Below are 17,500 nucleotides of genomic sequence, written 5' to 3'. Positions count from 1 at the left end.
TACTACTTCAGCCGGATTGTGTTGTATTTTTTTGGTAGCTTGCAAGTTTGTGTATTTGAATTTAGCCTTCGCAAATCGAAGTGCCGCCTGATTCGAACATCGAATGTTCGAATGGAAAGTTTAATCTGTGTTTTCGCGCGTTTTTATGGCGCTTTTGGACAAGAGTGCAGGCGTCGGCGCCTGGCCAGTGCGCTTTATTCTGAGTGAAAGGTGACGGGACGTGGCAAACGGGATCGATCGCGCAGCACCTGCAGACTGGCCGTATCCGCCGCTCGTCGCGCATCGTTGCGGCGGCACGCTCGCGCCGGAGAACACGTTAGCCGGTTTCGACGCTTGTGTGCGCTACGGTTACCGCATGGTCGAATTCGACGCCAAGCTTTCCGCCGACAACCAGCTGTTCCTGCTCCACGACGACACGCTCGATCGCACGACCAACGGCTACGGCGCGGCGGCGGTCTATTCCTGGGCGCAACTTGCGTTGCTCGACGCGGGGGCCTGGTTCGGTCCGCAATTCGCAGGCACACGCCTGCCCACGCTGGCGGAGGCGGCCGCGCGTTGCGCGCGCGAAGGCATCGCGGCGAACATCGAAATCAAGCCGTGTCCCGGTCGCGATGAAATCACCGGCCGGCTCGTCGCGAGCGCCGCGCTCGAGTTGTGGCAAGGCCAGACGCCCCCGCTGCTGTCGTCGTTTTCGTTCGAGGCGCTCGCGGCCGCGCGCGACGCGGCGCCTTCATTGCGACGCGGCATGCTGTTCGAGGAAGTGCCCGCGGACTGGCTGCGCATTGTGCGCGAACTGGACTGCGTGTCCTTGCATGCGAGCCACCGTTATCTGAGCGAGCCGCTCGTCGCCGACATCCGCGCGGCCGGCTTGCATGTACTCGCCTACACGGTGAACGACCCGGCGCGTGCGCAATTGCTCGCAGAGTGGGGCGTCGACATGATTTGTACAGATCGCATCGATAAGCTGCAGCACGACATGCTTTGAGCGCCGCACCGGCGCGGGCATGGCACGGGCGCGAGAGCACGGAAGCACTGACGCATTGACGGACGCACAAGCGCAGCAATAAGCGTGGGCAACAAGCGTATGGAATAAGCGCAGACAAAAGCGCACGCCATAGCGAACGCAATAGCGAACGGCTCGCGCCCTTGAAGTCGAACGAGACATTTTCCAAACGCAACAACTTCGGCAGAGGATGGGGAAAACTATGAACCGCACCGTGTTAGCTCGCGTACTTTCGATGTCGGCCGCAGCGGGCGTGGCCGCCGCGGGCGCGAGCAGCGCTTGCGCCGCGCCGCTCGACGCATTGATCGCCGCCGCGAAGCAGGAAGGCCAGCTCACCGTGATCGCGTTGCCGCACGACTGGTGCAACTACGGGCAACTCGTCGCGGGTTTCCAGAAGAAGTACGGCATCAAGATCAATGAACTGAATCCGGACGCCGGTTCGGGCGACGAAGTCGAGGCCATCAAGGCCAACAAGGGCAACAAGGGTCCGCAGGCACCGGACGTGATCGACGTGGGTTTGTCGTTCGGTCCGAGCGCGAAGGCAGAAGGGCTGCTGCAGCCGTACAAGGTGTCGACGTGGAACTCGATTCCGAAAGAGTCGAAGGATCCGGACGGCTACTGGTACGGCGACTACTACGGCGTGCTCGCGTTCGAAGTGAACGCCGACATGATCGACAAGGCGCCCGCCGACTGGAGCGATCTGCTCAAGTCCGATTACAAGAACGCTGTCTCGCTCGCGGGCGATCCGCGCTCGGCGAACCAGGCGATCCAGGCCGTCTATGCAGCCGGTCTGTCGCAAAGCAAGGGCGACGCGTCGAAGGCGGACAAAGCCGGCCTCAAGTTCTTCGCCGATCTGAACAAGAGCGGCAACTTCGTGCCGGTGATCGGCAAGGCGGCATCGCTCGCGCAAGGCACGACGCCGATCGTCGTCCGTTGGGATTACAACGCGCTTGCCGACCGCGATACGTTGAAGGGCAACCCGAAGGTTCAGGTGGTGATTCCGAAGACGGGCGTGGTGGCCGGCGTCTACGTTCAGGCAATCAGCGCCTATGCACCGCATCCGAACGCCGCCAAGCTGTGGATGGAATACCTCTATTCCGACGAAGGCCAGATCGGCTGGCTGACCGGCTACTGCCATCCGATGCGCTACAACGAACTGGTGGCCGGCAAGAAGGTGCCGCAAGCGCTGCTCGACAAGCTGCCGCCGCCTGCGTCGTACAAGAACGTGGTGTTCCCGACGCTGCAGCAGCAGGACGCGTACAAGGAAACCATCACGAAGCACTGGGACGAAGTGGTCGGCGCGAACGTCAAGTAAGCGCCGTGACGTCAACGTTGCGTGATTGAAGTGCGCCGCGGCGCCGCTCGCAAGGCGGTTTCCGCGGCGCGAGTCGTCAAGCCCAAAGGGTGAACTATGAGCGCTTCATCGGATGCTGGATCGGTGCAGCCGGAACTGCTGGTGCCGCCGGTGCCCAAGCCGGCGCCGCGCGTCGACGGTCCGGGCCGCGCGTCGCAGATGCTGGCATGGATCGGCGTCGTGCCGTTCTTCACGTTCGCGCTGCTGTTCCTGATTCTGCCGACCGGTTTTCTGATGATCGGCGCGTTCCAGGATGCGCAAGGTCACTTCACGCTCGCCAATCTGCGCGATCTGTTTCAGCCGTCCGTGCTGGACGCCTACTGGATCAGCTTCAAGGTGAGCGCGGCGTCCGCCGCGGGCGGCGCGCTGATCGGCTCGCTGCTCGCGTGGGCGGCGGTGCAGGGCAAGCTGCCGGGCTGGATTCGTCCGACATTGATGACGTTCTCCGGCGTGGCGTCGAACTTCGCCGGCGTGCCGCTCGCGTTCGCCTTCATCTGCACGCTCGGGCGCGTGGGTCTCGTCACCGTGCTGCTGAAGAAATACCTCGGCTTCAATCTGTATTCGACGGGTTTCAGCATTCTCAGCTTTTCGGGGCTCACGCTCACCTACCTGTATTTCCAGATTCCGTTGATGGTGCTGATCGTCACCCCTGCGCTGGACGGCCTCAAGCGCGAATGGCGCGAAGCCTGCGATTGCCTCGGCGGCACCGCGTATCAATACTGGCGTTACGTCGCGCTGCCGGTGCTCTGGCCGAGCGTGCTCGGCGCGACGCTCCTGCTGTTCGCCAACGCGTTCGGCGCGGTCGCGACGGCCTACGCGCTGACGGGCAGTTCGCTGAACATCGTGCCGATTCTGCTGTTCGCGCAGATTCGCGGCGACGTCATGCATAACCAGAATCTCGGCTACGCGCTCGCGCTCGGCATGGTGCTCGTGACGGGTTTGTCGAATGGCGGGTATATCTGGCTGCGCTCGCGCGCCGAAAGGGGCCGTCGATGAAAAGTCAATCGCGCGTGGGCGCGTGGACCGCGATGACGGTCGGATCGCTCTACTTCCTGATTCCGCTCATCGCCACCTTTGAATTCAGTCTGCGGATGAAGCGCGGCACCTACAGCTTTGAAGCGTATAGCGTCGTGCTGAGCGATCCGCGTTTTCAGGCGTCGTTCGGCTATTCCATTCTGATGGCCTTGCTGACGATCGTGGTCGGCATTCTGCTCGTCGTGCCGACGGCTTACTGGGTGCAGCTGCGCTTGCCGAAGCTGCGGCCGGTGGTCGAATTCATCACGCTGCTGCCGCTCGTCGTGCCGGCCATCGTGATCGTGTTCGGCTATCTGCGCATTTACAACAGCAGTTCGATTTTGCCGCTCACGAGCAATGAGCGCGCGACCGACCTGCTGCTCGTGTTCGGCTACGTGACGCTCTCGCTGCCGTACATGTACCGCGCGGTCGACGCGGGCCTGCGCGCCGTCGACGTGCGCTCGCTCACCGAAGCCGCCGAATGTCTCGGCGCGAACTGGCCGACCATTCTCTTCAAGGTGATCTTTCCGAATATCCGCTCGGGCATTCTGTCCGGCGCATTTCTCACCTTTGCGGTCGTGATCGGCGAATTCACGTTGGCCAGCCTGCTCGACCGGCCCGCGTTCGGCCCGTATCTGCAACTGATCGGCGCGAATCGCGCGTATGAGCCGTCGGCGCTCGCGATCATCGCGTTCATGATCACGTGGGCGTCGATGGGCCTGATCCAGGTGTTCGGCTCGGCCCGCGCGTTAAGCGGCCAGAAAATCTGACTCACTGAGGCAGCGAATCATGGCATTTCTCGAAATCGAAAATCTGCACAAGTCCTTCGGGGCGAACATCGCGCTGCATCACTTCGACATGAAGATCGAGCGCGGCGAGTTCATCACGTTTCTCGGACCGTCGGGCTGCGGCAAGACCACCGTGCTGCGGATGATCGCCGGCTTCGAGGCGCCGACGCGCGGCGTCATCCGGCTCGACAACAAGGACGTCACGCATTTGCGCACGCGTCAGCGCAAGGTCGGCATGGTGTTCCAGTCGTATGCGCTCTTTGCGAACATGACGGTGGCCGAGAACATCGGCTTCGGGCTGAAGATCACGCATCGGCCGCAGGCGGAGATCGATCAGCGTGTAGAGGAAATGCTGCACCTCATCAAGCTGCCGAAGCTGGGCGGCCGTTATCCGTGGCAGCTCTCGGGCGGCCAGCAGCAGCGCGTCGCGCTTGCGCGCGCGCTGGCAGGCAAGCCGCAGGTGCTGTTGCTCGACGAACCGCTTTCCGCGCTCGACGCCAAGATTCGCATCTCGCTGCGCCAGGACATTCGTGCGTTGCAGCGCGAACTCGGCATCACGTCGATTTTCGTCACGCACGATCAGGAAGAGGCACTGTCCATTTCCGACCGTATCGTCGTGATGAACGAAGGGCGCGTCGAGCAGATCGGCTCGCCTTCGGAGATCTATAACTATCCGCGTACACGCTTTGTCGCGTCGTTTGTCGGCACGCTCAACATTCTGGCCGGGCATGTAGTCGATCCGGCAACCGGCAAGATGGCGGTAGATGGCCAGGAGCTCACCACGACCCAGGAACTGCCCGCCGGCGACGCAGGCAAGAAGCGCCTGCTGGCGCTTCGGCCCGAGGCGATCGTGCTCGAACCGGCGGCGCCCGGGCGCAACACGCTGAACGCGACCGTCGAGGAAGTGAATTTCCTCGGCGCCGTGGTGCGGATCCGAACACGTGTGAAAGATGCGGTGATTTCGCTCGACGTGTTCAACGACCCGAATCGCGGTTTGCCCGAGCGCGGGCAGCCGGTGTCGCTCGGTTTTTCCCACGACAACCTGCTGGTGCTGGAAGAAGGCAACGCCTGAACACGCGCGAAAGCCCGCCGGCAAAGGCCGCGGGTTTTCCCTAAGGTTTTTGCCGCGATGAATTCCGGCTTTCCCGACGCCGCTCGTCCGGATTTCCGGAAACCCGGAATGCGCGCGGCTGTCTCGAATAAAAAATCTATAAGAATCAAGGGTATGTCTTAAGCATCAAGCTGGCATCGAGCTTGCAAAATAGATGGCGCGGCCGCAACGGTCCGACAACTAAAGCAAGGAGACAACGATGTCCGATTTCCCTTCCTGGTATTTCTGAATTCGTCGTCTTGTCGCGGCCTAATGCCGTGCAGAGGCGACGTTCATTCGTTCGCATGATGCGCAGCGTGGCAGGCCATGGGCTCACCCACATCGCAGGAAACATCGTGAAGAAACCTATCCATAAAGTGCTGTACGTCCAGGTGATCGTGGCGATCATCATCGGTATCGCGCTCGGACATTTTTATCCCAATCTCGCCGTCGACATGAAGCCGCTCGGCGACGCGTTCATCAAACTCATCAAGATGGTGATCGGGCCGATCATCTTCTGTACGGTCGTGACCGGCATTGCCGGCATGGAAGACATGAAGAAGGTCGGGCGCGTGGGCGGCAAGGCGCTGCTGTACTTCGAGATCGTGTCGACCTTCGCGCTGGTGCTCGGCCTCGCCGCCACGCACCTGCTGCGTCCGGGCGTCGGCTTCAACGTCGATCCGTCCACGCTGAACGGCAAGGAAGTCGCGTCGTACGCCGCCAAGGCGCACGGCCAGACCACGGTCGACTTCCTCATGCACATCATTCCGGACACGCTCGTGTCGGCATTCTCGCAAGGTGAAATCCTGCAGATTCTGCTGATCGCGCTGCTGTTCGGCGCGGTGCTCGCGCATATCGGCGAGCGCGGCAAGCCGGTGACGACGTTTATCGAAAGCCTGTCGAGCATCCTGTTCGGCATGGTCGGCATCATCACGAAGCTGGCGCCGATCGGCGCGTTCGGCGCGATGGCGTTCACCATCGGCAAGTACGGCATCGGTTCGCTGCTGCCCATGCTCAAGCTGATCGGCACGTTCTATCTGACGTCGATTGTCTTCGTGGTCGTGGTGCTCGGCATCATCGCGCGCGCGGTGGGCTTTAACATCCTGCGCTTTGTCGCGTACATCAAGGAAGAGATGCTGATCGTGCTCGGCACGAGCTCGTCCGAAGCCGCGCTGCCGCAACTGATGCTGAAGCTCGAAAAGCTCGGCTGCTCCCGCTCGGTGGTAGGCCTCGTGGTACCGACCGGCTACTCGTTCAACCTCGACGGCACCAACATCTACATGACGATGGCCGTGCTGTTCATCGCGCAGGCGACCAACACCGACCTCACGTGGACGCAGCAGCTCACGCTGCTCGCCGTGACGATGCTGACCTCGAAGGGCGCGAGCGGCGTGACGGGCGCGGGCTTCATCACGCTCGCCGCGACGCTGGCTGTGGTGCCGACCATTCCGCTGTCGGGCATGGTGCTGATTCTCGGTATCGACCGCTTCATGAGCGAATGCCGTGCGCTGACCAACATCGTCGGCAATGGCGTCGCGACCGTCGTCGTGTCGGCGTGGGAAAAAGAACTGGACCGCAACAAGCTGAATGCCGCGTTGCGCGGCGACGTGGCGGTCAAGGAGCCCGCCGGCGTTTGAGCCGGACGTCGTCTGGCATCGCCTCCTAAAAAAGCGTGACATTCGCGGCCGCGGACACCCGAACATGCAACCGGTGACCGCGCGCCCAAACCCAATGCCGCCGGCCGGGGAAGCTCGCGCCGACGGCGCTTCGCCTTATGCCACAATATCCGATCACACCCGACCGGATATTGCCAACGTGACCCGCCGCCTGCTGATCCTCTTCGCGCTCGTCGCCGGGCTCGCGGCGGCGTGCGGGCTCACTTACAGCATCGCGTGGCAAAGCGGGATCGACAGCTTGCGGCTCAATGCGGCCGGGCGTGTCGACCGCACCACCAGCTCGCTGAAAAGCACGCTCGAGCGCTATGAGTCGCTGCCGTATCTGCTCGCGGAACATCCTATCGTGCAGGACGTGCTGGTCGATCCGTCGCCGGCCAACGTGGAGCGCGCGAATCTCTATCTCGAAGACCTGAACCGCCACGCGCGCGCCACGGTCACCTACATCATTCCGCTCGACGGCTACTGCGTGGCCGCGAGCAACTGGCAAGGCCCGGGCAGTTTCATCGGCGCGGGCTATCAGTTCCGGCCGTATTTCGTCGACGCGGTCAGGGGCGGCGTGGGCCGCTTTTTCGGCATCGGCACGATCTCGCAGGCGCCGGGCTACTACATTTCGCAGCCGGTGCGGCGCGACGGCAAGATTGTCGGCGTGGCCGTCGTCAAACTCGATCTCGAATGGTTTCAGGGCGCCGACGCGTCCGAGCCGCTGCTCGTCACCGACGACCACGGCGTGATCTTTCTTTCGTCGGTGCCCGCCTGGAAATACCACACGATACGACCGCTCTCCGGGCAGGTCGCCGATTCCATCTACCAGGCGCGTCAATACGCGCAGCAGCCGATCGCGCCGCTGCCGGTCACGATCGAGCGCAGGCTGGACGGCGACGCGCAGATCGTGCGCGTGGGCGGCGGCCGCTACGCGCCGCGCTACCTCGCGTCGCGGCGCGGCATGGGCGTACCGGACTGGCATCTGATCACCATGGCGCCGGTGAGTCCCGTGGACGCCGACGCGCGCAACGCGACCATCGTGACCGGCTTCGGCTATGTGTCGCTCGTGCTGCTCGCCTTCTACTGGAGAATGCGCCGCGCGCGCGTGCGCGAAGTGATGCGCAGCCGCGCGCTGCTGCAAAAGGCGTATGCGGAGCTGAACCAGCGCGTTGCCGAACGTACCGCGGACCTCTCGCAGGCAAACGAGCAGTTGCAAAAAGAGGTCGCCGAACGCACGCGCGCCGAGCAGGAACTGCGCGCCGCGCACGACGAGCTGATCCAGGCAAGCAAGCTCGCCGCGCTCGGCCAGATGGCGGCCGGCATCACGCATGAACTGAATCAGCCGCTCGCCGCGCTGCGCGGCTTTTCCGACAACACGCGCGTGCTGCTCGAGCGGGGTGACCAGGCGTCGGCGCGTGAGAATCTGGAAGCGATTGCCGCGCTCACCGAGCGCATGGGCAAGATCACCAATCAGCTGAAGCTGTTTGTTGGACGGGCGCGGCCGCGCAGCGCGCGTGCGCCGGCCGTGCGCGCGCTGCGCAACGCCGTCGCGTTGCTGCAAAAGCGCCTGCAGGGCGTCGAGCTGGAGCTTGCGCTGTTCGATGCGCAAAGCGGCGCGCGCGCGCCGCTCGACCTTGCCGACGATCATCCCGAGCTGATCGTTCATTGCGACGACCTGCGTCTCGAACAGGTGCTCATCAATCTGCTCGGCAATGCGCTCGACGCGACCGCGGGCAGCGGCGCGCCGCGCATTTCGGTCCACATCGAGGTCGCCGCGGACAGCCTGTCTTTCGCGGTAAGCGACAACGGCCCCGGCATTCCCGAAGATGTCTTGCCGCGCCTGTTCGAACCGTTTTTCACCACCAAGGAAATGGGCCAGGGCCTCGGCCTCGGGCTCGCCATTTCGTCGTCGATCGCGCGGGACTGCGGCGGCACGCTCGTGGCGCGTAATGCGCCGCAAGGCGGTGCATTATTTGTGTTGACGCTGCGCCGCGCCCGCGCGCAGACGAGCCCTGCCGCGGACTCGCTCGCGACGGGTTCCTGAATCCCATGAGAAAGACATGCTGAACGACGGCTTGCAGGTGCTGTATATCGAAGACGACGAACTCGTGCGGCGCGCCAGCGTGCAGAGTCTGCAACTGGCGGGCTTCGACGTGGTCGGCCATGCGTCCGTGGAATCCGCCGCGAAGTCGATCAGCGCGGATTTCTCCGGCGTGATCGTGAGCGACATCCGGCTGCCGGGCGCAAGCGGGCTCGATCTGCTCGCCCAATGTCACGAACGCGCGCCCGACGTGCCGGTGATTCTCGTCACCGGTCACGGCGATATTTCGATGGCGGTCCAGGCGATGCGCGACGGCGCGTACGACTTCATCGAAAAGCCGTTCGCGTCGGAGCGACTGATCGAGACCGTGCGGCGCGCGCTGGAGCGGCGCAAGCTCGTGCTCGAAAACAACGCGCTGCGGCGCGAGCTCGCGGGGCAGAATGCGGTGGCGCCGCGCATCATCGGCCGCAGTCCGGCCATCGAGCAGGTGCGGCGGCTCATCGCCAACATTGCGCCGACGGATGCGTCCGTGCTGATCAACGGCGACACCGGCGCGGGCAAAGAACTCATTGCGCGCAGCCTGCACGAGCTCTCGCCGCGGCGCGACAAACCGTTTATTGCGGTGAATTGCGGCGCGCTGCCTGAGCCAATGTTCGAATCGGAGATGTTTGGCTACGAGCCAGGCGCCTTCACGGGCGCCGCGAAGCGCCGGATCGGCAAGCTCGAACATGCATCGGGCGGCACGCTGTTCCTCGACGAAATCGAAAGCATGCCGCTCGGGTTGCAGGTCAAGCTGCTGCGCGTGCTGCAGGACGGTGTGCTCGAACGTCTGGGCTCCAATCAGCCCATTCGCGTGAACTGCCGCGTGGTCGCGGCGGCAAAAGGCGACATGGCCGAACACGTCGCGGACGGCTCGTTCCGCCGCGATTTGCTGTACCGGTTGAATGTGGTGACGATCGCTCTACCGCCGCTTGGCGAGCGTCGCGAGGACATCGTGCCGCTTTTCGAGCATTTTCTGCTCGACGCGGCGGTGCGCTATCAGCGGCCCGCGCCGATTCTCACCGACCGGCAACGCGCGAGCTTGATGCAGCGCGACTGGCCCGGCAACGTGCGCGAGCTGCGCAATGCCGCCGACCGCTTCGTCCTCGGCGTCGCCGACGATCCGGTGATGTCTTTCGGCGAAGAGGGCGGCGACACCCAGCCGTTGAAGGAGCGTGTCGAGCAGTTCGAGCGCGCGGTGATCGCGGAGGCGCTCGAGCAATGCGGCGGAGCGGTGGCGGTGGCGGCGGACCGGCTGCAGTTGGGCAAGGCGACGCTTTACGAGAAGATCAAGCGCTATGGGCTTGCGGCCAAAGGGGATGGAGAGCGGTGAAAATGGAAACGCCGGCAATTTGCAATGCCGGCGTTTTTTATTGAGCCTTAAGCTCGCTGTGGGTTAGCGGGTTGTGCGACCGGTTTCGTCACCGATTGGCGACACCGGTCAGCCGCCGTGGCGCTCTTGCGCTCAAGCCGCGTTCAGGGCTTTTTCCAGCAACTGGTCGAGTTCCGCGAATTGCGGCTCGCCGACATAACGCTTCAGAATCTTGCCGTCTTTATCGACGAGAAAGGTGGTCGGCGTCAGTTGCACGTTGCCGAACTGTTTGGCGGCGGAGCCGTCGTCCATGGCGACCTTGAACGGCAACTGACGGGTTTGCGTGTAGTTGGTCACGTACATCGGCGCGTCGTAGCTCATGGCGACCGCGACGAATTCGAGCCCTTTGCCTTTGAAGCGGTTATACGTCTGCACCATTTGCGGCATTTCCTTCATGCAGGTGTCGCAGCTCGTTGCCCAGAAGTTGACGAGGTAGACCTTGCCTTTCAGGTCCGCAGTGGTGACTTTCTGGCCGGAGAGCAGCGTGAAGGTCGCGTCGGGCACGCGCTGCTGGCCGGCGAACGCGAAATAACCCGCCACGCCGATCGCAATCGCCACGGCGGCGATGATCAGATAGCGAAGCGGATTCGTGCGCGTGACGGCGCTGGTCGACGTGATGGAGCTCATGAACGGAACCTCGGAAGTCGCGCAAACGCGCGGGGCAGTGCGCCGGCTGGGCTCGGGAGCGCTGCGGCGTAACTTCGCTATTGTAGTCCTATTCGGGCGACGCGGCAGTGCAGGGCCGGAGCGTGGCCGAGGCGGCGGCGAGAGGCTCATGCCGTCCCGACGCACGCTTCCAACTGCCGACGGATAATAGCGCTTGATCCTCACGCCATCTCAGCCGCGTCACCGGTGCCCAGTTCTCATGCTCCACACAGTTTTTCGCCTTCTCCTGCTCCTCGCTCGAATTCCCTCGCATCGTTTCCCGAGTCGCGCCTCCGTTATCCATGCCGCGGATCCAACCCCGCACCGCGGGTCGCGAGCCTGGTCGGCAGTACGCGTGGCGGCCTGCGCGCTCGCGCTCGGTGTGGTGCTCGGCGGCTGCTCGCCGACCTTCGACTGGCGCACCATCATGAATAACGACAATGGCTATGCCATCGACCTGCCGGCCAAACCGGGCAACGATCAGCGCGCGGTGCAGATCGACGGCACGCCGATGCAGATGGCCATGCAGACGGCCGAAGCCGGCGACGCGGTGTTCGCGGTCGGCACGCTGATGCTGCCCGACGACAGCGAAGCGACGCAGCGCAAGGCGCTCGACTTTCTGCGCACCGGCCTCGCGCGAAATGTAGGCGTCCCGCCCGACGCCCACGTGGTCCAGATCCCGCTCGCGGCAGGCGGCAAAGTTCCCGGACTGGAGATGAAGCTGACCGGCGAGGCCGGCTCGGCTCATGAGTCGCGGACGGTGTACGCGCGCCTCGTGGCACGCGGACGCCATGCGTATCAGGCGGCGATCATCGCTTCAAAGCCGTTGCCGCAGGAACAGGTCGACCAGTTTTTTTCGTCGTTCCAACTGTATTGAAAGCGGTAGTTTTGGCCGATTGCCCGGCTAGGCGATTCGCTCGCACAGTGAAAGTTCCTTCGTAGCTTCCAGCGCTAATTCGCGGTTTACCTTGAGGTTTTCCACTGCATGGACCGTTCTGTGGATAACTCTGTTGAGAACTCCCGTTTTTTTGCCGCAGATGCCCGCCCGGCGGGCATTTCGTCAGCCGCAACGCCGACGGCGCCTCATAAAAAATTCTTTTAAATCAAAGGCATCAGCGGGGCGCCTTCGAAGTACCTTTCAGATGTTTCAAAATTTATCTGGAACGCGGACGTGTGTATAAGTCAAGTCTTGACAGCATATTTTTCTTCTCAACTGGAGCCAAAAGCGCGCCGGTATTGAACCGCCTCGCCGATCTGCGCGGCGCTCGGCATGCTCGCACCGGCCAGGTCGGCGATAGTGCGCGCAACCTTCAGGACCCGGTAATAGGCCCGCGCCGACCAGCCGAAACGCTCGCCCGCCTCCCGCAGTAGCGCTTCGCCGGCCGCGTCGGGACGGCAGACTTCGTCGACTTCACGTCCGCTCAATTCACGGTTCGTCTTGCCTTGCCGCGCCAATTGCCGCTCGCGCGCGGCATGCACGCGGCGGGCGATGGCCTCGCTGCTTTCACCGGCGGCAGTCGAGCGCGCGGACAATTCCGTCGACGTGAGCGCCGGCACTTCCAGTTGAATGTCGATCCGGTCGAGCAACGGACCGGACAACTTGCGCAGGTAGCGCGCCGCGATCTCCGGCGTGCAGCGGCAACGTCCGTTGGGGTCACCGCGCCAGCCGCATGGGCACGGGTTCATCGCCGCGATGAGTTGGCACGCCGCCGGAAAATCGGCTTGCAGCGCCGCGCGCGAAATCGTGATGCGGCCGGCCTCCAGCGGCTCGCGCAGTGTTTCGAGCACGTCGCGGTCGAACTCCGGCAATTCGTCGAGAAAAAGCACGCCGAGGTGCGCGAGCGTAATCTCGCCCGGCTGCGGCGGGTTGCGCCCGCCCACCAGCGCTGCCGCGCTCGACGAGTGATGCGGCGCCCGAAACGGCCGCCGGCGCCATTGCGCCGGCGTAAAACCGGCGCGGCTCGCCGATAGCAGCGCCGCCGAACTGAGCGCTTCGTCGTCGGTCATGGGCGGCAGCAGGCCGGGCAAGCGGGCGGCCAGCATCGACTTACCCGCCCCCGGCGGGCCAATGAGCAGCACGTGGTGACCACCGGCCGCCGCGACTTCGAGTGCGCGTCGCGCGCCCCGTTGACCGATCACATCGCCCATGTCGGGCACCGCGGCAGGCGCGGCATCGGCCAGGCTGGGCGCGGCCACCGGATGAAGGCGCGCGTCCGGCGCATCGGCGAGATGCGCGCACAGCGACGGCAGATCGGTCGCGCCGTACACGTCGACGCCGGGCACAAGCGCCGCTTCCGCCGCGCTTGCCGCGGGAAGATACAGCTGTGGATTGCGCGGCGGCGGCAGCTGTGCGGCCGCGCTTCCATCATCGACCGCGGCACGGGCACCCGCACCAGCACCCGCACGGGCGCCGCGCGCCGTGCCGCAAGCCATCGCGAAGGCGCCGCGCATCGGACGCAGTGCGCCCGTCAACGACAGCTCGCCGGCAAATTCCCGATTGACGAGCGACTCGGCCGGAATCTGTCCGCTCGCCGCGAGAATGCCCAAGGCAATGGGCAGGTCGAAGCGGCCGGACTCCTTGGGCAAGTCCGCGGGCGCGAGATTGACCGTTGAGGTAAGTGTAGTATAACAATATGAATCAAGAACAATTATCTATAAAAATCAGACATTTATACTATAGGATTACTCTGCATGAGCACAGTAGAAGCCGACGTGTCTATACCCGTGATGACAAGCTATCGACGGTATTCACGCGAATACAGAACCGTTGTCAATTTCACAATCCGGAAGGCTTCGATGGGTACGGATGGCTGGCTCGAAGAGATGCTTCGTAGTATCTCCGCGCGTTCCCTTATCCAGCCGTATGGCACTTCGGCAATGAATCTGCTGCACAAGGCAATAGAACTGGGACAATCTGACAGTCGCGTGCAAAAAATCTTCGCCGCCCCGTCCAAAGAAATAAGGCGGTCGGATCTTTTTGAAATGTTCGAAGCGGTCGAGTGGTGCGCCAAAAGAACCGAGTTGGCCGACACCGTACAAAAGCGAGCGATAGGCGAACTGAGGGCGCGAGTTATTAGTTTTGGAGAAACCGCTGGTTTGTTCCTTGAGCAGGTAACTCCAAGCACGATGCGTGTCAGGCGCCAAAAGCCTCAGCGGTCAAAGCCGCGCCCGATAATCAGCGATTTGGTGCAAGAGGATGGGAATTACAACGAACGCGCGCCAATATCTGCATTAACGCACGAGACGATTAAAGACCTAGAAGAAAAAGCACTTCGAAGAATTGATGCCGACTCGGAAAGAATAATTGAGGCGTGCATTTCTGATTTGACATTTTGGGACGAAATTCGAACTGATTTGAATCGACTTGCGCGAGCAAAACTTGATTTGCCTGAACGCACAGTAATTGCGTTTGATCGCCTCACTAGCCACGTACATGTTTCGAATTGGGTATTTAGAGAGGTTGCACAAGTATCCTCAGAGGACTGTATCAGTGCCTATCTCCAGCAAATAGAAATAAAGAAGTTGGCGACTCCTCAAAAAGCTGGGACTTTTATTTTTTCAGCCGCGAAGGACCCCCTGAGGAAGTTATATCCAGCCCTCGAAAAACATATCGAACGTAGCGCTCGCAATGTTCTTTTTCTGTTGAATCGAATTCACACAGACGAATTAGCAGCGGCATTTCTTTTGCTTATGTTCTATACCGGGTGGAACATGAATGGGGTAGTGAATCTAACCTCTGATCGAATCAGCAAAACCGACGATGGATATGAAATCCAAGGTTTCAAATCCAAAACAGACGACGATACGCCGTTTGTATATATTGACAAAACTCACAGGTACGGCATAAAAGCGCTCGAGTTAGTCCTATGGAATCTCGCTCAATTGAAGCAGTTGGGCCGTGTAGAAGAAAATGAAACCCGAATATGGTTTGGATATTCAAACTCGGAATCTGAGCCGTACACGCATCAGTATGTGGGTTTTCAAGGGATTCTGCCGAGATTCTGTGAAAGCCATGGAATCGCTCCGTTTTCATTCGATCAAATACGCACGCAGGTGTTAATGGGGCATTTCCTGTCAACACGGGATCCAGAAAGAGCACGACAAGTCGCAGGTCACAAAACGATCGCAACAACTGGTGTCTATCTCGATCAGGAGTTCGCCAAAAGGCTCAATTCGGCCAATAACCTCGAATTCCAACGTAGGTTCGAGGCGACCGTAAAGTTCAAGCTCGAGAAAGATGGGCGCTACCGCGGACCCGCCCCGGACACTAAATTTGTTGACTCCAACTTGATGATTCCAGTCGGCGATGGCACGACGTGCGCGAACCCGGCGGAGCCTCCCGATCCTTCGTATTTAGCGGGCGAATTTTGCGATGGAAAGCGTTGCCACGTCGATGGAGAGTGTCGGAACCAGAGGATCGTACTTAATGAGGCCCGTCTTAACGAACTGGCTCTCAAAAGACGCTATTACCGAGATTCATGGCAGCGACTACTTCAGGCGAATCCAGACGCATTCCATGCCTTCCATGTCCCAAGCATGTTCTTCACGTTTGCTCTCTATGTGTACGTAAAGGAAGGTCCTTACGGTCACGTACTCAACCATATAGAAAGGGAGATAGCGAATGACTAATCTTGACACGGGGGAGCGGGTCAATACAAATGAGCCTGATAGCTTGATGGAACTCGTGCGCTCAGCGCTCGGAAGTCAAGTCACATTACTCGGCACTTGGCGTGTGAGATTTCCTGATCCAGGCGCTCGCCATGACGAATCATCATTCTTCGAAATTGATGTCGGTGAATTCTGGCTTCCGCCGAATGCCCTATATTCGACGTGTCAACGGTTCCGCGACCAACCTAGTTTTGCGGCGGCGATAGTACTCGCACTCAACGAATATTATCGCCGGTCGATCACCGAAAAAGCCTTTCGGCGTCGTGCTACGAACCTGGCAAAGAACCTCGCGAAGTTTTTTGAGTACATGTGGTTTCGCAATGGGACTTCAGTCTCGTCAGTCGATCGTGAGTCTTGGGACGAACTCATCCGTTCCATCGGTAATGGGGGCTGGGAACGCGCCTTGGCAATCCGTGAAAGGCTGATTGAACACATACAGGACGGGGGCGACTTAACGCGATTGACCAGAAATTCTTGGAGCCCCAACGTTGCAACCGAAGCTTTTCGTCGAGCGTTGGGCACCAACGTTCAGGGACAAGAGACCGCCCACTACGTCAAAATTATCAAGTTAGCCAGAAGCCATCATCATGATCAACTCGACATGTCCGAATTTATTTGCGAAGACGAGCAGCCAGCCGAGTTGATGTCGCGTAGCAGCTTGCGCGAAGTAATGGCAGCACTGAATTATCTCTTTGATTTGCCACTTGGCTTGGGAGCGTCTGCGTACCCGTATCCGAATTTGCAGGATACGGCGAAGAAATATGGCAAGCCTATCTCGAGGACAAGAAATCTCGGTGTTACAGAAGCGGGATTGCTACTTTCCGAGGGCTGCCGCTGGATCTACGAGATCGGCCCACGCATCGTCGATCTGCTTGAAGAACTTTTTTCGTGTTCAGGATATACGGGAAAAGTTGACCTCCAACGCTTTGTTGTTAGCGAGCTCCAAAGCAAATTTGCGACGTCCAAAGCGCGCGAACATCTGGATTCTCTCCTCCCGTCCCCGATGACCGGCCTGGATTCCCCAGCACCAAATTCAAGCACGATGACGCTGCGCCGCGCGATCCTTCTTCTCTATACGGCGGTCTTTGTAGTGGTGACATCAATGAATGCGCGTCGCAGGGATGAAGTGGTCCATAGGAAGTTTGGCATTCACAGCGGATACATCAAATCCGTTTCGATCGAGCTAGGGTTGTTCGAGGGTAAGTTTTATCTGGAAAAAACACATATGGACTACGAGGACTTCTATGTCAATCAGCTGACTGTTGACGCGTCCAATCTTTTAGAGTCTATTCAGCGCATATATGTCGATTTCGACAAAGCCGCAGGTCGCTGCACATGGTCGGCGACGCCGGTCCGCGAACGGTCGCTGTTTTCGTATCGTCGCTTAAGCTGGACAGCGGGCATTGGGGCGGAGCACTGCTGGTACGAATTCGAGTCTTGTCGTGGAGCCGCAGAGCAATTCGTTCGTTTGGCATTAGGTGACGAAGCGACCCTGATCGCCACGCCCCACATGTTCCGGAGGTTCTACGCGCTGGTCTACTACTATCAATATTCCAATGCGACGCTCCAGGCTTTATCTCAGCAGTTGGGCCACCGCAACCTTCTGACTACGATGATCTACGTCCTTGATGGTGCGAATCGCAAGGAGGGACAGCGGATTAAGGATGCAATGGATACAGGGGCGTTAAAGCGTGAGCGCGCACTGCGTATTCAGCATGTGTTACGTCCCGGTCTATTTGAGGATCGGCATCCCGCGCTATTCGAGATGAAACGAAACGGGTTGTCTCGCGCTGCGATAGAAGTGCACATGATGAAGCAAGGCGCGGGA

The 17,500-nt window shown here is 60.9% G+C and carries 13 protein-coding genes; 11 read left to right on the top strand and 2 right to left on the bottom strand.

The features are described 5' to 3' along the window. The first annotated feature begins 220 nt into the window (after window positions 1-220). The 8 genes from ugpQ to HV711_RS19385 all read left to right on the top strand — a co-directional run bounded on the left by ugpQ (window position 221) and on the right by HV711_RS19385 (window position 10,320). A complete protein-coding gene (ugpQ, locus tag HV711_RS19420; RefSeq protein WP_013586982.1) occupies window positions 221-985 on the top strand; it encodes a glycerophosphodiester phosphodiesterase in 765 nt (254 codons plus the stop codon). A 220-nt stretch (window positions 986-1,205) separates the two neighbouring features. Next, on the top strand, window positions 1,206-2,318 hold the full coding sequence (locus HV711_RS19415) for an ABC transporter substrate-binding protein (protein ID WP_013586983.1): 1,113 nt from the start codon (window positions 1,206-1,208) through the stop codon (window positions 2,316-2,318). Between the two features lie 96 nt (window positions 2,319-2,414). Next, window positions 2,415-3,353 carry an ABC transporter permease gene (locus HV711_RS19410; protein ID WP_013586984.1) on the top strand — a complete coding sequence of 313 codons (939 nt, stop codon included), beginning with the start codon at window positions 2,415-2,417 and terminating at the stop codon, window positions 3,351-3,353. Then, on the top strand, window positions 3,350-4,141 hold the full coding sequence (locus HV711_RS19405) for an ABC transporter permease (protein ID WP_013586985.1): 792 nt from the start codon (window positions 3,350-3,352) through the stop codon (window positions 4,139-4,141). The genes HV711_RS19410 and HV711_RS19405 overlap by 4 nt, the downstream gene beginning before the upstream one ends. 19 nt (window positions 4,142-4,160) lie before the next feature. Beyond that, window positions 4,161-5,231 carry an ABC transporter ATP-binding protein gene (locus HV711_RS19400; RefSeq protein WP_035478935.1) on the top strand — a complete coding sequence of 357 codons (1,071 nt, stop codon included), beginning with the start codon at window positions 4,161-4,163 and terminating at the stop codon, window positions 5,229-5,231. A gap of 374 nt (window positions 5,232-5,605) precedes the next feature. Beyond that, entirely contained in the window at window positions 5,606-6,886 is a 1,281-nt protein-coding gene (locus HV711_RS19395) for a dicarboxylate/amino acid:cation symporter (RefSeq protein ID WP_028361590.1), read from the top strand. A 64-nt stretch (window positions 6,887-6,950) separates the two neighbouring features. After that, on the top strand, window positions 6,951-8,951 hold the full coding sequence (locus tag HV711_RS19390; protein WP_035478946.1) for a sensor histidine kinase: 2,001 nt from the start codon (window positions 6,951-6,953) through the stop codon (window positions 8,949-8,951). A gap of 16 nt (window positions 8,952-8,967) precedes the next feature. Further along, complete coding sequence (locus HV711_RS19385; RefSeq protein ID WP_028361592.1) at window positions 8,968-10,320, top strand: sigma-54-dependent transcriptional regulator; 1,353 nt, start codon at window positions 8,968-8,970, stop codon at window positions 10,318-10,320. Window positions 10,321-10,452: 132 nt separating this feature from the next. Here HV711_RS19385 and HV711_RS19380 read toward each other — a convergent pair whose 3' ends face one another. After that, entirely contained in the window at window positions 10,453-10,986 is a 534-nt protein-coding gene (locus HV711_RS19380) for a TlpA disulfide reductase family protein (protein ID WP_013586990.1), read from the bottom strand. A 238-nt stretch (window positions 10,987-11,224) separates the two neighbouring features. On the opposite strand from HV711_RS19380, the gene HV711_RS19375 reads away from it, so the two are divergent. Continuing rightward, entirely contained in the window at window positions 11,225-11,881 is a 657-nt protein-coding gene (locus HV711_RS19375) for a hypothetical protein (RefSeq protein WP_035478937.1), read from the top strand. A 332-nt stretch (window positions 11,882-12,213) separates the two neighbouring features. Here the strand turns inward: HV711_RS19375 and HV711_RS19370 are convergent, their stop codons facing one another. Further along, window positions 12,214-13,590, bottom strand: coding sequence for a YifB family Mg chelatase-like AAA ATPase (locus HV711_RS19370; protein ID WP_425195029.1), 1,377 nt, complete (start codon window positions 13,588-13,590; stop codon window positions 12,214-12,216). Window positions 13,591-13,695: 105 nt separating this feature from the next. Here HV711_RS19370 and HV711_RS19365 point away from each other — a divergent pair, with 105 nt between their 5' ends. Next, window positions 13,696-15,633, top strand: coding sequence for a hypothetical protein (locus HV711_RS19365; protein ID WP_175145206.1), 1,938 nt, complete (start codon window positions 13,696-13,698; stop codon window positions 15,631-15,633). Further along, on the top strand, window positions 15,626-17,500 hold a 1,875-nt coding region (locus tag HV711_RS19360; RefSeq protein WP_175145204.1), incomplete at its 3' end, for a site-specific integrase. The genes HV711_RS19365 and HV711_RS19360, both read left to right, overlap by 8 nt.

The sequence above is a fragment of the Paraburkholderia phenoliruptrix genome, assembly GCF_902859825.1.
In the GTDB taxonomy this organism is placed as follows: Bacteria; Pseudomonadota; Gammaproteobacteria; order Burkholderiales; family Burkholderiaceae; genus Paraburkholderia; species Paraburkholderia phenoliruptrix.
Note: the sequence above shows the minus strand (reverse complement) of the source record. Positions and strands in the feature narration are given on the sequence as shown.

What these genes read in the sequence shown, in the direction of transcription:
- HV711_RS19410 (WP_013586984.1), top strand. Translation starts at nt 2,415, where the DNA reads ATGAGCGCTTCATCGGATGCTGGATCGGTGCAGCCGGAACTGCTGGTG.
- HV711_RS19400 (WP_035478935.1), top strand. Translation starts at nt 4,161, where the DNA reads ATGGCATTTCTCGAAATCGAAAATCTGCACAAGTCCTTCGGGGCGAAC.
- HV711_RS19375 (WP_035478937.1), top strand. Translation starts at nt 11,225, where the DNA reads ATGCTCCACACAGTTTTTCGCCTTCTCCTGCTCCTCGCTCGAATTCCC.
- HV711_RS19415 (WP_013586983.1), top strand. Translation starts at nt 1,206, where the DNA reads ATGAACCGCACCGTGTTAGCTCGCGTACTTTCGATGTCGGCCGCAGCG.
- HV711_RS19405 (WP_013586985.1), top strand. Translation starts at nt 3,350, where the DNA reads ATGAAAAGTCAATCGCGCGTGGGCGCGTGGACCGCGATGACGGTCGGA.
- HV711_RS19365 (WP_175145206.1), top strand. Translation starts at nt 13,696, where the DNA reads ATGAGCACAGTAGAAGCCGACGTGTCTATACCCGTGATGACAAGCTAT.
- HV711_RS19385 (WP_028361592.1), top strand. Translation starts at nt 8,968, where the DNA reads ATGCTGAACGACGGCTTGCAGGTGCTGTATATCGAAGACGACGAACTC.
- HV711_RS19390 (WP_035478946.1), top strand. Translation starts at nt 6,951, where the DNA reads ATGCAACCGGTGACCGCGCGCCCAAACCCAATGCCGCCGGCCGGGGAA.
- HV711_RS19380 (WP_013586990.1), bottom strand. Translation starts at nt 10,986, where the DNA reads ATGAGCTCCATCACGTCGACCAGCGCCGTCACGCGCACGAATCCGCTT.